Here is a 13,263-nt window from a genome sequence, read left to right on the forward strand (position 1 = left end):
AGTTACAGATTGAAGGGCACCCCGGCGGGTGCCCTTTATCATGTCGGTCCAGGCTTGAGCCTGCCCGCATCCGGCGCAATTCGGGCCACAGGGAGAAGGAGCGCGCGATGATCGGCTGGCAGGACATGGACCAAGCGGCGCTGGACGACGCCTACGCCAATGCCGCGTATATCGACGGCGCGATGGAGTTCCCACCACGTTGGGCCGCCGAAGCCGCCGCGTTCCGGGCGTGTACACATGCGGACCTCGATGTCGCCTACGCGGATACGCCGGGGGCCGCGCTGGATCTTTTTTACCCTGACGGTGCACCGCAGGGCCTCGTCGTCTTCGTTCATGGCGGCTACTGGTACCGCTTTGGCAAGTCCGACTGGTCTCACTTCGCCGAGGGGGCGCTGGCACACAAGCACGCTGTCGCCATCGTGGGCTATCCGCTCGCTCCAAGTGTGCGGATATCCGAGATTACTCGCTTTGTATCCAGTGCCATCGACGCTGCCTCCGCGCGCATCCCGGGTCCGATCCGCCTGACCGGTCACAGCGCGGGCGGTCACCTTGCCGCGCGGGCAGTCATGCCCGACGCGGCCCCAGCCTGCGCTGGGCGCATCGCCACCTGCGTCCCCATCAGCCCCCTGGCCGACCTGCGGCCGATCGTCCCGCAGAGCATGAACGCGGACTTGCGCTTCGACGCGGTCGAGGCCGCTTCCGAAAGCCCAGTCCTTGGCCGACCCATCGACGGTCCGCGCATCACCGTCCACGTTGGCACAGACGAGCGCCCCAGCTTCCTATGGCAAGCCGAGGCCCTGGGAACTGCCTGGTCAGTCCCGGTCCGGCGGGTTCGCGGCGCACATCATTTTGATGTCATCGACACGCTGCGCGACCCCGGCTCGCACGTCCTTGCCGATCTGCTCGCCTGACAGTTCTCTGTTTTCCGAATACTCCCGCCGAAGGGGGCCGCAGTCAGGTGCGGCGTGGTTTCGCCCGCGTGGTCGGGTCGGCCTCGGTCGGGTCCTCCGGCCAGGGATGGCGCGGATATTGGCCCCGCATGTCCTTGCGCACATCGGCATAGGACCCGGCCCAAAACCCCGGCAGGTCCTGCGTGATGGCGATCGGACGCTGCGCCGGGGACAACAACTCCATCCGCAGGGGCACGGTGCCGATCATCGGATGCCGCGTCTCGCCCAACACCTCCTGCAGGCGGAGCGATATGGTCGGGATTTCGGGCGCGTAGTCGATGGATACCTTGCGGCCCAGTGGCGTACGGTAATGCGCCGGTGCGGCGGCATCGACCTTCTGCATCGCGTCCCAGCCCAGCCAGCCTTGCAAGGCATCGAACGGGTCAAGTCGACCCAGCCCCTCCGCGTCCTTGATCCCATCCACAACAGGCAGCAACCAACCCTCCAACGCGTCCATCATTGCGTCGTCTGATACATCCGCGACACCCGAGGCTGCGATCCGCGCGCGGTACAGCCGTGCCCGTTTCGACCACCCCAGACACCCCAGCCCCAGCGACCGCACCCCGTCCAGAACCGCCGCTGCAACCGCGTCCGGCGGCGCGTCGGTCCAGACGCGGTCGTCCAGCGCGATAGCGCCAAGCCGCTCCTGCCGCCGGGCCTCGACCCGGCGATGGCGCACGGACCAGTGGCAGCCGTCGACCCAGGCAATCCGGTCGTCCAGCACCTCTCGCAACTCGTCCTCGGAAATAGGCAGGGCGCGGCGTACGCGCGCCTCGGTCGGGTCCCCGTCAAGATCGCACGCGACGATCAGGCGCGTGCTCGCCAGCGCGCTACCCTTGTCCATCTTCGCGCCCTTCCCCCCCGACAGCAGCCATCGCGCGGCGTCGCCCGACCGGCGCAGACCCACGCGATCGGGATAGGCCAGTGCAAGCCGCTGCGCGTCCGACAGGTCGGGCCCATCTTCGAAGCGGCGGAGCCGCTTGGCCTCGGCCCGTGCCTCGGCCGAGGGACGCCGCAGAACCTCGCCCAGATCCACTGATCCCGGCGGCATTCGTGCTGATAGAATGCCGGCCAGCATGGCCGCGCCACGCCCGCCGCGCAGGACCATGTGTCCAAGGCGCGGATGCAGCGGCAGACGCGCCAGCGCCCGTCCGTGATCGGTGATCCGCCCATTCTCCAATGCGCCAAGCTCGGTCAGCAAGGCGCGCGCTTCGGCCAATGCGCCTTCGGGCGGGGGCGTCAGGAAAGCGAGATCGTCCGAGCCCCAGACCGCGAGTTCCAAGGCCAGCGCGGCAAGGTCCGCCGCCGCGATCTCCGGGTCGGGGAAGGCGCGCATTGCCCCCTCCTCCCCGCGGGTCCAATTGGCGAAGGCCATCCCTTCGGCCACGCGACCGGCGCGGCCCGCCCGCTGCGTGGCTTCCGCCCGTGTTACGCGTTCGGTGACCAGCCGGGACATTCCGCTGGCCGGGTCAAACCGGGCGCGGCGCGCGCGGCCCCCATCGACCACCGCACGGACGCCTTCGATTGTAAGCGAGGTTTCGGCGATCGACGTGGCGAGTACCACCTTGCGTCGTTGGCCGGGGTGGATGGCGGCCTGTTGCTCGGCAAAGGGCAGGGCTCCGTAGAGGGGGCGCACGTCCGCCGTCACGCCCTGCAGCAGCCCCGCACAGCGCCGGATCTCGCCTTCGCCGGGCAGGAAGGCCAGCACGTCGCCCTCGACTACCTCCAGCGCTTCCACCACCAAGGCGGCGACCTGCGCCTCCAGGCGTTGGCCGTCGGGGGGCGGGCGGTCGCGCCAGCGGCGTTCGACGGCAAAGCTGCGCCCTTCCGACGTGACCACGGGCGCGTCCAGCATCTCTGCCACGGGCCCCGCGTCCAGGGTGGCCGACATTACCAGCACGGCCAGGTCCGGGCGCAATGCCTGACGCGCCTCCCAAGTCAGGGCTAACCCTAGGTCCGCATTCAGGGACCGTTCGTGAAATTCGTCGAAGATCACCGCGCCCACGCCCGGCAGTTCGGGGTTGGCCTGTATCATGCGGGTCAGGATGCCCTCGGTTACGACCTCGATCCGTGTGGACTTCGACACTTCGGATGCGCCGCGCATTCGGTAGCCGACGGTCTGACCGACCGCCTCGCCCAATGTTTCGGCCATGCGGACGGCGGCAGCACGGGTGGCAAGGCGGCGTGGTTCCAGCATGATGATCCTGCCCGTCACCACCGGCAGCAGCGCCAGCGGCACGCGGGTTGTCTTGCCCGCCCCGGGCGGAGCCTGAAGCACGCAGAGGCCCCGGTCGCGCACCGCCGCCAGAACATCGGGCAGGGCGTCGTCAATCGGCAGAGGGGTCATCGGCGGCGCAGGACCGCGTCGCCCAGTCGCGACGTTGCACGGATTTCCGTCACCTGCACCCGGCCAAAATCAGCAGGACCGTAGATCACGGTCATCGGCACGCGGGACCGTTTGGTCATCTCCTCCGGTGTATAGCCGCGCAGGCGGAGATATTCTGCCGCACAACTGATCGTTCCGTCGTCGCCCACCTGTGCCGCCCCCAGCGTCAGGCGCGACACGTGACGCCCGTCGAACAGGTCATAACGCTGGTTGCAGGCCCGGTCCGGGGCCGTTGCCCGCACCATCAGGTAGAGCGCGCTCAGCGTGTCGATAACGCCGGACTGCGCTGTCGGGTCAATATCGTGAGGTTCGGGCGCGCGCGGCGGATCGAAGGTGACCCCCGTCGGCCGCCCGTTGCGAAATCGCATCTTGGCCCCGGTCAGTTCGCCGCTGTCCAACTCCTGTTCCTCATAGGTTGTCACGGCATGGCGACCGCCGCGCACGATCCCTCGCGCCGTTCCGTCGTATTGGTATTCCACGATGGCACCGATCACCCCCGTCGGTCGCCCCTGGGCCGAGACGACATAGGCACCGCCCTTCTCGTTCGCGCTGATGGCGATCTGCCCGCCGACGATGCCCCGGAACGACACGTCGAACTTTGCGTCCAGCGTGGATTGGGCGAACGCGGGCAAGGCGGTCAGGATAGTGAAAGCAGCGGCAAACAGGCGGAACGGCATCGGGGCCTCCTTGGGGTCAGCTGTTTATCTAGCGTGCCCGCTGTCCGCCGTCACGTGGCCGGCATCTTGCATTGGCGGCCCCGCGCGGGCATCCCCGGATGATGGACATACGCGACCCACTGCATGACCCCGTCCTGGCTGGCGACCGCCGGGCGCTGGCCCGTGCGATCACGCTTGTCGAAAGCACGCGCCCCGATCACCGGGAGCGCGCCGCAGCCCTTCTGGACAGTCTGCGTGGGGAAACCGGCGAGGCCCTTCGCATCGGCCTGTCGGGCACGCCCGGCGTGGGCAAGTCGACGTTCATCGAAGCCTTCGGCCTGATGCTGACTGGACAGGGCAAGCGCGTCGCCGTCCTGGCCGTGGACCCCAGCAGCGCGCGCACGGGCGGATCGATCCTGGGCGACAAGACCCGGATGGAGCAGCTCAGCCGCGATCCCGACGCGTTCATCCGCCCGTCCCCCGCCGCCAGCCACCTGGGCGGCGTCGCGCGTCGTACGCGGGAGGCGGTGGCGCTGTGCGAGGCGGCCGGGTTCGACGTCGTCCTGATCGAGACGGTGGGGGTGGGGCAGTCCGAAACGCTGGTCGCGCAGATTTCGGACCTTTTCGTGCTCCTGCTGGCCCCGGCGGGGGGCGACGAACTGCAGGGCGTCAAGCGCGGCATCATGGAAATCGCTGACCTGATCCTGGTGAACAAGGCCGACGGTGACCTGAAGTCCACCGCCACGCGCACCGTTGCCGACTATGCCGGGGCGCTGCGCCTTCTGCGCAAACGGCCCAACGACCCCGACGGTTTTCCCAAGGCGTTGGCGGTCTCGGCTCTCGAATCGTCGGGGCTGGAGACGGCCTGGCACGAGATGCAGGCCCTCGCGACATGGCGACGCGAAACTGGCCATTGGGACCGGACCCGTGCAGAACAGGCCGCCCATTGGTTCGCCGAGGAAGTGCGCGCCGGCCTGCTGGCGCAGCTGGACGCGCCTGAAACCCGTGCGCGCATGGCCGAAATGGCGCGCGACGTCGCTTCGGGGCGGCGCGCGGCGCGGGCGGCGGCCACCGATTTGCTTGAAACGCTGCGCGGCGCTTGACCTCGGGCCCATGCGGGACTATCCAGCCGCGACCGCGGGGCCGTTTTCGGCCCTGCACCTGTTTTACAACCCTTCAACCTGAGGTCCCGCCATGTCGCGCGTCTGCGAACTCACCGGAAAAGGCCCGATGTCGGGCAACAACGTCAGCCACGCGAACAACAAGACGCGTCGCCGGTTCCTTCCCAACCTGAATGACGTCACCCTTCAGTCCGAGGCCCTGGGCCGCAGCTTCAAGCTGCGTATTTCGGCCGCCGCACTGCGCACCGTCGACCATCGCGGTGGTCTGGACGCCTTCCTGGCCAAGGAGAAGGACGTGAACCTTTCGGACCGCGCCCTGAAGATCAAAAAGAGCATCGCCAAGTCTTCGGAAACGGCAGCCGCCCTCGAGGCCTGATCGTTCCAAGCCGCGAAACAGTAAAGGAATTGGCCCCCACGAGGGGCCTTTTTCTTGTCTGTCAAAGTCTTGCACCGTCCCGGTCTCGTCTGGCACGGTGACAGCCCAGACCTGGAAATTATTATGTCCGATGTCGCGCGTCCCTTACACCAGAAGACCATCGGAATCCTCGGCGGGGCGTCCAACGTGGCCACCGGTGAGTACTACAAGTTCCTGAACGCTGCCGTGAACGATCGCCTTGGCGGCTGGGACATTGCCGAGACGCTGATCTCGGGCATGAATTTCGGCAACATCGAAGCGTTTGTTCGTGCGGGCAATTGGGATGCGCTGGCCGCATACATGGATGCGAAGGTTGCGGCGCTGGTCGCGGCCGGGGCAGACGTGCTCATCTGCGTTTCGAACACCCTGCATGCGCCGTTGGAGCCGATCTGCGCGCAGCATGATATCCCGCTCATCCACATCGCCGATCCGACCGGAGAAGCAATCGGTGCGCAGGGTCTGACCCGCGTTGCCCTGTTCGGGACGCGTCCGGTGATGGAAACGAAGTATTTGCGCGATCGATATCGCGACGTTCATGGTCTTGAAGTCGTCATTCCGTCCGAGGCCGAACGGGCAGAGATCGACCGCATTATTTTCGATGAGCTGGTCAAATCCGACATTCGGGAAACCTCCCGCCAGACCTATCTTTCGATCGCCGACCGCCTCGTGCGGGAGGAAGGGGCTCAGGGCCTCGTCCTCGGCTGTACCGAGATATTCCTGTTGCTGCGCCCTAAAGACGCGCCTGACCTGCCGATGTTCAACACGGCCGAACTGCATTGCGAAGCGGCGGTGGCGGCGGCATTGGACGTCTAGCCGGCCATCATCTCTGCCACCCAGTCTGGCACTACCTTGGTCGCCGGGCCTTCCCGGACCGCGTCGAATGCCCCGCCCGAGGCAACCAGGTTCAATTCCAGCGTCCGCGCCCCCCCGCGCCGCGCAAGGTCCACGAACCCCGCCGCAGGATAGACAGTGCCTGATGTTCCTATGCTGACGAACAAGTCCGCCTGCGCCAGCGCCTTCTCGATCCGGTCCATGTGATATGGGATCTCACCGAACCAGACGACGTCGGGGCGTATTGCCGTTGTGCGGCAGGCGGGGCAGGGGGCCTCCGAATCCATGACTGCCGGCGCATCCCATCGTGCGCCGCAGCTGTGGCACAGCGCACGCGACAACTGCCCGTGCATGTGGACCACGCCCTGCGCTCCGGCACGCTCCAACAGGTTGTCTACGTTTTGCGTGACCAACGTCACTCCGGGCATTTTCGACAGGCGTGCCAGCGCCACATGCGCGGCATTAGGCCTCGCTTGGGCCATGTTCGCCCGTCTCGCGTTATAGAAATCATGCACAAGCGCCGGATCGCGCGCGAACCCTTCTGGCGTCGCGACCTCCGCGAGGTCGAAGCGCGTCCACAACCCGTCAACGTCGCGAAACGTTCCCAGCCCGGATTCCGCACTCAGACCCGCGCCTGACAAGATAACAACAGGGTTCATGGCAATGCACTCCTCTGTCGGCGATGTGGATCCTCCGCGCCCGCCCCGGAGTCTTGTGGTTCTACCGGCGATCACTTGCCCGGATGGTCGATCTTGGCGCTAGCTGCATCCGTCCTGATCGCAGACCTGCAGCGCACGGATCCAGTCCGTCCATTCGGTCAACTCTTCGCCCGGCGGACTGATGACCCAACTGCGCTGAATGGCGAACAACGTGCCGTCATGACCTTCGATCACGCGGAGCAGGTCGACTTCCGGCCGACCACTCATGTCCATGTTCGGGCAGGCGTGGAGCGACAGTGTCGAGGTGCGCCCCCCCGCATCGAAGATATCGGGGTCCATGTCGAAGGCCTGGCTACACCCGGTTGCAAGGTCGGCCGACAGGCGGGCAACGTAGTCGACCGCGCCCAGTCCGGTGCCCCGTACTTCGGCCACGGTGATCGCGTTGGTCCAGCCGTCCAGCGCCTCTCCCTCATGAACGTATTCGGTCAACTTGACGGTGCCGGTGTCGCTGGTGTGCACGCCGGTAAAGCCTTCGGGCGGGAAGAAGCGCAATGTCTCGGCTTTGGCCGGCGTTGCCATCACGGCTAGTGCGATAAGCACGTTACGCACAATTGCGCTCCGCGGTTGCGACGAATTCCTTGTAACGCCGCCAGAACCGCTCGTCCCCGGCGCGGTCCGACTGTCGCGTGACCTGCGCCAGGTGCGGTTGGCGGAAAAAGGCGACCGCGCGGGACTGCTCGCCTCGGTTCAGCGTTGAATTCGCGGTGGCCTGCACACAGCCACACAGGCTGTTTGACGAGGCCCTACGGTCGGATTGCAGGCAGGCGGTATGAATGGGCCCAGTCGCAAACGCGCGACCGGTCGATGGCGCGTCCAAGCGCCCGCCGCAGGCTGACACCAGAGCGACAAGGCTCAGGGCAAAAGTGATCTTGGTCGGATTCATGGGCTGCTCGGCCTCCGGTCCTATGTTTTCGCACAGGATGCCAGAGGCGGCCCGGCCTGACAATCGGTCAGGCGCGGGCCACGGTGCGATCCTGTGCCACAGGGGCGCGGAACAGGCGGATTTTATCCCGCGCTCTGGCGAGTGCGCCGGCGCTGGCCACCACCGGGCTTCGCGCCGCCGGGCTTGCCACCGCCGCCGGCGTTGCCGCGCCGCTGACCGCCGCCGCCACCGCCTGCACGCTGGCCACCGCCGCCGCCACTGCGACGGCCGCCGCCACCGCGCTGCTGCTTGGGCTTGGCCTCTTCCTGCGATGCGGTCCAACGTGACCCGGTTGCGACCGGGATCTGCGTCTTGATGATCTTTTCGATGTCCTTGAGCTCACCCATCTCGTCGGGTGCGCACAACGTGATCGCGGCACCCTCACGTCCGGCGCGGGCCGTCCGGCCGATGCGGTGGACATAGGTTTCGGGGACATTCGGTAGTTCGTAGTTGTAGACGTGCTTGACCACCGGGATGTCGAGGCCGCGTGCGGCCACGTCCGTGGCCACCAGAACCGGTGCCTCACCGTTGGTGAAGGCCTCCAGCGCGCGAGTCCGCTGACCCTGGCTGCGGTTGCCGTGAATCGCGACGGCATTCACACCGGCGTTGGTCAGCTGTTTGGCCAGGCGATCCGAGCCGTGCTTGGTGCGCGCGAAGACCAGCGCCGCCTCACCCGGATGTGCCTTGAGCAGGTCCAGAATCAGGCCTGGCTTTTCAGCCTTGGCGATGAAGTGGATCGACTGCTCGATCTTGTCGGCGGTCTGGCCGGACGTGGCGACCTGCACGCGGACAGGCTTGTCCAGGTAAGTTGCGGCCAGGCTTTCCATGTCCTTGGGCATAGTTGCCGAGAACAGCAGCGTCTGGCGATCCCTCGGCAACTTCGGCTCGATCTGCTTGAGGGCGCGGATGAAGCCCATGTCCAGCATCTGGTCGGCCTCGTCCAGCACCAGGAAATGGCTCTCGGACAGGTTCACGGCCCCGCGGTCCATCAGGTCGATCAGGCGCCCCGGCGTGGCCACCAACAGGTCCACGCCCCGCTCCAACCGCTTGATCTGCGGGTTGATGCCAACCCCGCCCACGACGCGCGCGACCTTCAGGTGGCTGCCCTTGATGTATCCGGCCAGACTCTCGGTGATCTGGGCCACAAGCTCGCGCGTGGGGGCCAGGATCAGGGCGCGGGCACAGCGCGGCTTGGGGCGTACATCGCCCTCCAGCAGGTGCTGAACCAGTGGCAGGCCGAAGGCGGCCGTCTTGCCTGTGCCGGTCTGGGCCAGGCCCATCACGTCGCGACCGTCCAGCGCGGGCGGGATCGCCTGCTTCTGGATGGGGGTCGGGTCCTTGATGCCCATTTCGGTCAGGGCCTCGATGAGGCGGGGCTTCAGCCCCAGCATGTCAAAATCCATGTAAATTCCTTTGCGTCCCGGTGGACGCAGGCTGGCACGCCGCATGGCGCGCGGTGGGGGGTCACGGACGCCCCGACGGGGTCGTTCCGCGCTACCCTGGCGTGATCCTTGGGGAAGCAAACCCGCCCGTCGCTGACATTGTCCAGAACGGGACAATCGGCTCACGCGGCCCGAGGGGCGGGGTTGCCGTCCAAATGGGGCAGGGCGCGCGATGTGTCAAGCGCACTGTCCTGTCATGCGCCGGAAACGTTGCATTGCCCTATGCCGCCGCGTGCGGTTGCCCCGATGCCTGCGCCGAAATCGCGTGGGAAGTGTCCGGGCAGACCCGCGGGAATGACTTTGCACCACCAAACGCCCAATGTGGGCGTCGCAAGCTGCCTGACACCCATCGGCCTGTTTCCCATTCCGGGAAAGGTGCGCCCGGTCTAAAAGGGTGCAACAATACGAGGAACGCGCCATGCAAATCCACCGCCTAGACCACGTCAACCTGCGCACAAGGCAGATGGCCCGCATGATCGCGTGGTACACCGACATTCTGGGTCTGACCGTCGGCCCGCGCCCCGCGTCCTTGACCCCCGGGGCGTGGCTTTATGCGGGCGACACGGCGGTCGTACATCTTGTCGACGTCGGAAAAGAGGATGGCATCGGCGGCGAATCCCTTTTGAAACTGGAACATTTTGCATTCACCGCGTCTGGGGCTGAAGCGTTTCAGGCGCGCCTGACAGCCGCAGGCGAACACCACAGCCGCAGCGATAACGCGCAAACCGGCACGACCGCCTTCAATGTTCGCGATCCGGATGGCACACATATCCACGTCGATTTCCGGCTGGACGAATGACCGCGCCTGTTGCAGGCAGGCCCTCCCGATCCGTTTGCCGCAGGAGTGCCGCGATGTCTTTGCCCTCAATGATGTCCGGCGTCGTGCTCACGGGTCACGGGGGGGCGGACTGCCTGTCGTGGCGCGACGACTTGCCCGTACCCCTGCCGGGACCGGGCGATGTCCTGATCCGCGTCGCGGCGGCCGGGGTCAACAACACCGATATCAACACGCGCATCGGGTGGTATTCCAAGGGCGACCACGCCGCTGACGATGCCGCCTGGACTGGCACGCCCCTCGGGTTGCCGCGCATCCAAGGTATTGACGTGTGCGGCCACATCGTTGCCGTCGGAGATGGCGTGGACGCGGCGCGCATCGGCCAGCGCGTCCTGATCGAGCCCTGCCTGCATGAGGCGAACGGCCAGATGTTGGAGCAGCCCTGGTTCCTCGGCTCCGAATGCGACGGAGGTTTCGCGCAGTACTGCCGTATCGCCGCCCGCCATGCCCATGCCATCGACTGCGCCCTGACCGATGAGGAGCTTGCCTCCTTCCCCTGCTCGTATTCCACCGCCGAGAATCTGCTGACGCGGGCACAGGTGCAGGCTGACGACCGCGTTCTGGTGACCGGGGCTTCGGGCGGCGTCGGGTCGGCTGCGGTCCAACTGGCGCGCGCTCGTGGTGCCACCGTCATCGCGATGACCAGCCCAGCCAAGGCGCAATCCCTTCTGGATCTTGGCGCGGACCGCACGATCGCCCGCGATGCTGACCCGGTTGCCGAACTCGGCCAAAACGCGGTGGACGTGGTGATCGACGTCGTCGCCGGGCCGGAGTTCCCGTCCCTTCTGGACGTGCTGCGCCCGCGCGGGCGCTACGCCGTGTCCGGCGCTATCGCCGGCCCGATCGTCGACCTCGACGTGCGCACGCTCTACCTAAAGGATCTGACCTTTTTCGGCTGCACCGCGTTGGAGCCACATGTGTTCGGGGCGCTGATCGCGCGTATCGAACGGGGCGAGGTCCGCCCATTGCTTGCGGAAACATACCCCTTGGCCGAAATTGCTACCGCCCAGGCCGCGTTCGCCGAAAAGGGGCACATCGGCAAAATCGTTTTGCGGGTCCCCTGATCGACCGCGACACCCAGCCCCCTTCCACCGCCCGCACCCCCGGTGTATCCCCGGCCAAACCCCTGAACACAGGCCGCCCCAAATGACGACCGATCTCGCCCGCATTCGCAACTTTTCCATCGTCGCCCACATCGACCACGGCAAATCCACACTGGCCGACCGGTTGATTCAGGAGACGAACACCGTTGCCCTGCGCGACATGAAGGAACAGATGCTCGACGCCATGGATATCGAGCGGGAGCGTGGCATCACCATCAAGGCCAACACCGTCCGGATCCAGTTCACCGCCGCTGACGGGCTGGAATACACGCTTAACCTGATCGACACGCCGGGCCATGTGGACTTCGCCTACGAGGTCAGCCGCTCCATGCGCGCCGTCGAAGGCTCGCTTCTGGTCGTCGACTCCACCCAGGGGGTTGAGGCGCAGACGCTCGCCAACGTCTACCAAGCGATCGACGCCGACCATGAAGTCGTCCCCGTTCTCAACAAGATCGACCTGCCCGCATCCGAGCCGGACCGCGTGCGCGAACAGATCGAGGATGTGATCGGCATCGACGCCTCCGAGGCCCTGCTGGTGTCCGCCAAGACGGGGCAGGGCATTCGCGAGACGTTGCAGGCCGTCGTCGACCGCCTGCCCGCGCCCAAGGGCGACATCGACGCGCCGCTCAAGGCCATGCTGGTGGACAGCTGGTACGACAGCTACCTCGGCGTCATCGTCCTTGTCCGCATCATCGACGGCAAGCTGCGCAAGGGCGACCGCGTGCGCTTCATGTCCAACAACACCGTGCATCACGTCGACCGCATCGGCGTGTTCCGCCCCCCCATGACCGAGATCGACGAGCTTGGCCCCGGCGAGATCGGCTTCCTGACCGCGTCGATCAAACAGGTCCGCGACACCCGCGTCGGCGACACGATCACCCACGAGAAAAAGGGCTGCGACAAGGCTCTGCCGGGCTTCAAGCCGTCGCAACCCGTGGTTTTCTGCGGCCTGTTCCCGGTGGATTCCGCGCTGTTCGAGGACTTGCGCGATGCCATCGACAAGCTGGCCCTCAACGACGCGTCCTTCTCGTTCGAAGTGGAATCCTCGGCCGCGCTGGGCTTCGGCTTCCGCTGCGGTTTCCTCGGGCTGCTGCACCTGGAGGTCATCCGTGACCGGATCGAGCGTGAATATGATATCGACCTGATCACGACGGCCCCGTCGGTCGTCTACCACGTCCACATGCGCGACGGCACGATGGAGGAGTTGCACAACCCCGCCGACATGCCCGACCTGACCCACGTCGACCACGTGGAGGAGCCGCGCATCAAGGCCACCATCCTTGTGCCCGACGAATACCTGGGCGACGTGCTGAAACTCTGCCAGGACCGGCGCGGCATCCAGCTTGACCTGACCTACGCTGGCCCCCGCGCCATGGTTGTCTACGACCTGCCGCTGAACGAGGTGGTGTTCGACTTCTACGACCGCCTGAAATCGGTGACCAAGGGCTACGCCTCCTTCGACTACCAGATGATCGGGTACCGGGAGGATGCGCTGGTCAAGATGTCCGTGCTGGTCAACGAGGAGCCGGTGGACGCGCTTTCGATGATGGTCCACCGCGACCGCGCCGAAACCCGCGGCCGCGCCATGGTCGAGAAGCTGAAAGAGCTGATCCCCCGCCACATGTTCAAGATCCCGATCCAGGCCGCCATCGGCGGCCGCGTGGTGGCCCGCGAAACCCTGTCAGCGATGCGCAAGGACGTGACGGCCAAGTGCTATGGCGGAGATGCGACCCGGAAGAAGAAGCTTCTGGAGAAGCAGAAGGCGGGTAAGAAGAAGATGCGGCAGTTCGGGAAGGTGGAGATACCTCAGTCGGCGTTTATTAATGCGCTGAAGATGGATGGGTGAAAGCTGACAATCTTCAGTGCGGGTGGGCGGCAGCGTC

General features: G+C 66.2%; 13 protein-coding genes. 7 read left to right on the forward strand and 6 right to left on the reverse strand.

Going from position 1 to position 13,263, the window contains the following annotated elements; translation table 11 throughout:
• Positions 1-107 precede the first annotated feature (107 nt).
• Positions 108-911 (forward strand): alpha/beta hydrolase, encoded by an 804-nt coding sequence (locus BLV27_RS04940; protein ID WP_244504543.1) that lies wholly within the window; start codon positions 108-110, stop codon positions 909-911.
• Positions 912-954: 43 nt separating this feature from the next.
• Here the strand turns inward: BLV27_RS04940 and hrpB are convergent, their stop codons facing one another.
• A complete protein-coding gene (gene hrpB, locus BLV27_RS04945; RefSeq protein ID WP_092643333.1) occupies positions 955-3,297 on the reverse strand; it encodes an ATP-dependent helicase HrpB in 2,343 nt (780 codons plus the stop codon).
• Entirely contained in the window at positions 3,294-4,013 is a 720-nt protein-coding gene (locus BLV27_RS04950) for a DUF3108 domain-containing protein (protein WP_092643335.1), read from the reverse strand. The genes hrpB and BLV27_RS04950 overlap by 4 nt, the downstream gene beginning before the upstream one ends.
• Positions 4,014-4,114: 101 nt before the next feature.
• Here BLV27_RS04950 and meaB point away from each other — a divergent pair, with 101 nt between their 5' ends.
• The 3 genes from meaB (at position 4,115) to BLV27_RS04965 (ending at position 6,341) form a co-directional block, all read left to right on the forward strand.
• Positions 4,115-5,095, forward strand: a complete 981-nt coding sequence (gene meaB, locus BLV27_RS04955; RefSeq protein ID WP_092643845.1) for a methylmalonyl Co-A mutase-associated GTPase MeaB — start codon at positions 4,115-4,117, stop codon at positions 5,093-5,095.
• 91 nt (positions 5,096-5,186) lie between these two features.
• A complete protein-coding gene (rpmB, locus tag BLV27_RS04960) occupies positions 5,187-5,489 on the forward strand; it encodes a 50S ribosomal protein L28 (protein ID WP_092643338.1) in 303 nt (100 codons plus the stop codon).
• A 123-nt stretch (positions 5,490-5,612) separates the two neighbouring features.
• Positions 5,613-6,341 (forward strand): aspartate/glutamate racemase family protein, encoded by a 729-nt coding sequence (locus tag BLV27_RS04965; protein ID WP_092643846.1) that lies wholly within the window; start codon positions 5,613-5,615, stop codon positions 6,339-6,341.
• Here BLV27_RS04965 and BLV27_RS04970 read toward each other — a convergent pair.
• From BLV27_RS04970 to BLV27_RS04985, 4 genes are all read right to left on the reverse strand, one after another.
• Positions 6,338-7,018, reverse strand: coding sequence for an NAD-dependent deacylase (locus BLV27_RS04970; protein WP_092643341.1), 681 nt, complete (start codon positions 7,016-7,018; stop codon positions 6,338-6,340). The genes BLV27_RS04965 and BLV27_RS04970 overlap by 4 nt on opposite strands.
• A gap of 99 nt (positions 7,019-7,117) precedes the next feature.
• Positions 7,118-7,627 (reverse strand): hypothetical protein, encoded by a 510-nt coding sequence (locus BLV27_RS04975; protein ID WP_139176553.1) that lies wholly within the window; start codon positions 7,625-7,627, stop codon positions 7,118-7,120.
• Positions 7,620-7,961: a hypothetical protein gene (locus tag BLV27_RS04980; RefSeq protein ID WP_244504544.1), complete on the reverse strand. Its 342-nt coding sequence runs from the start codon at positions 7,959-7,961 to the stop codon at positions 7,620-7,622. The genes BLV27_RS04975 and BLV27_RS04980 overlap by 8 nt, the downstream gene beginning before the upstream one ends.
• A gap of 122 nt (positions 7,962-8,083) precedes the next feature.
• Entirely contained in the window at positions 8,084-9,403 is a 1,320-nt protein-coding gene (locus BLV27_RS04985) for a DEAD/DEAH box helicase (RefSeq protein ID WP_092643347.1), read from the reverse strand.
• A 457-nt stretch (positions 9,404-9,860) separates the two neighbouring features.
• Here BLV27_RS04985 and BLV27_RS04990 point away from each other — a divergent pair, with 457 nt between their 5' ends.
• The 3 genes from BLV27_RS04990 to lepA all read left to right on the forward strand — a co-directional run bounded on the left by BLV27_RS04990 (position 9,861) and on the right by lepA (position 13,226).
• Positions 9,861-10,241: a VOC family protein gene (locus tag BLV27_RS04990; protein WP_092643350.1), complete on the forward strand. Its 381-nt coding sequence runs from the start codon at positions 9,861-9,863 to the stop codon at positions 10,239-10,241.
• Between the two features lie 53 nt (positions 10,242-10,294).
• Positions 10,295-11,341 (forward strand): alcohol dehydrogenase family protein, encoded by a 1,047-nt coding sequence (locus BLV27_RS04995; protein ID WP_092643352.1) that lies wholly within the window; start codon positions 10,295-10,297, stop codon positions 11,339-11,341.
• 82 nt (positions 11,342-11,423) lie between these two features.
• A complete protein-coding gene (gene lepA / locus BLV27_RS05000) occupies positions 11,424-13,226 on the forward strand; it encodes a translation elongation factor 4 (protein WP_092643355.1) in 1,803 nt (600 codons plus the stop codon).
• Positions 13,227-13,263 lie beyond the last annotated feature (37 nt).

Source organism: Jannaschia faecimaris, from assembly GCF_900107415.1.
In the GTDB taxonomy this organism is placed as follows: domain Bacteria; phylum Pseudomonadota; class Alphaproteobacteria; order Rhodobacterales; family Rhodobacteraceae; genus Jannaschia; species Jannaschia faecimaris.

What these genes read in the sequence shown, in the direction of transcription:
- BLV27_RS04940 (WP_244504543.1), top strand. Translation starts at nt 108, where the DNA reads ATGATCGGCTGGCAGGACATGGACCAAGCGGCGCTGGACGACGCCTAC.
- hrpB (WP_092643333.1), bottom strand. Translation starts at nt 3,297, where the DNA reads ATGACCCCTCTGCCGATTGACGACGCCCTGCCCGATGTTCTGGCGGCG.
- BLV27_RS04950 (WP_092643335.1), bottom strand. Translation starts at nt 4,013, where the DNA reads ATGCCGTTCCGCCTGTTTGCCGCTGCTTTCACTATCCTGACCGCCTTG.
- meaB (WP_092643845.1), top strand. Translation starts at nt 4,115, where the DNA reads ATGGACATACGCGACCCACTGCATGACCCCGTCCTGGCTGGCGACCGC.
- rpmB (WP_092643338.1), top strand. Translation starts at nt 5,187, where the DNA reads ATGTCGCGCGTCTGCGAACTCACCGGAAAAGGCCCGATGTCGGGCAAC.
- BLV27_RS04965 (WP_092643846.1), top strand. Translation starts at nt 5,613, where the DNA reads ATGTCCGATGTCGCGCGTCCCTTACACCAGAAGACCATCGGAATCCTC.
- BLV27_RS04970 (WP_092643341.1), bottom strand. Translation starts at nt 7,018, where the DNA reads ATGAACCCTGTTGTTATCTTGTCAGGCGCGGGTCTGAGTGCGGAATCC.
- BLV27_RS04980 (WP_244504544.1), bottom strand. Translation starts at nt 7,961, where the DNA reads ATGAATCCGACCAAGATCACTTTTGCCCTGAGCCTTGTCGCTCTGGTG.
- BLV27_RS04985 (WP_092643347.1), bottom strand. Translation starts at nt 9,403, where the DNA reads ATGGATTTTGACATGCTGGGGCTGAAGCCCCGCCTCATCGAGGCCCTG.
- BLV27_RS04990 (WP_092643350.1), top strand. Translation starts at nt 9,861, where the DNA reads ATGCAAATCCACCGCCTAGACCACGTCAACCTGCGCACAAGGCAGATG.
- BLV27_RS04995 (WP_092643352.1), top strand. Translation starts at nt 10,295, where the DNA reads ATGTCTTTGCCCTCAATGATGTCCGGCGTCGTGCTCACGGGTCACGGG.
- lepA (WP_092643355.1), top strand. Translation starts at nt 11,424, where the DNA reads ATGACGACCGATCTCGCCCGCATTCGCAACTTTTCCATCGTCGCCCAC.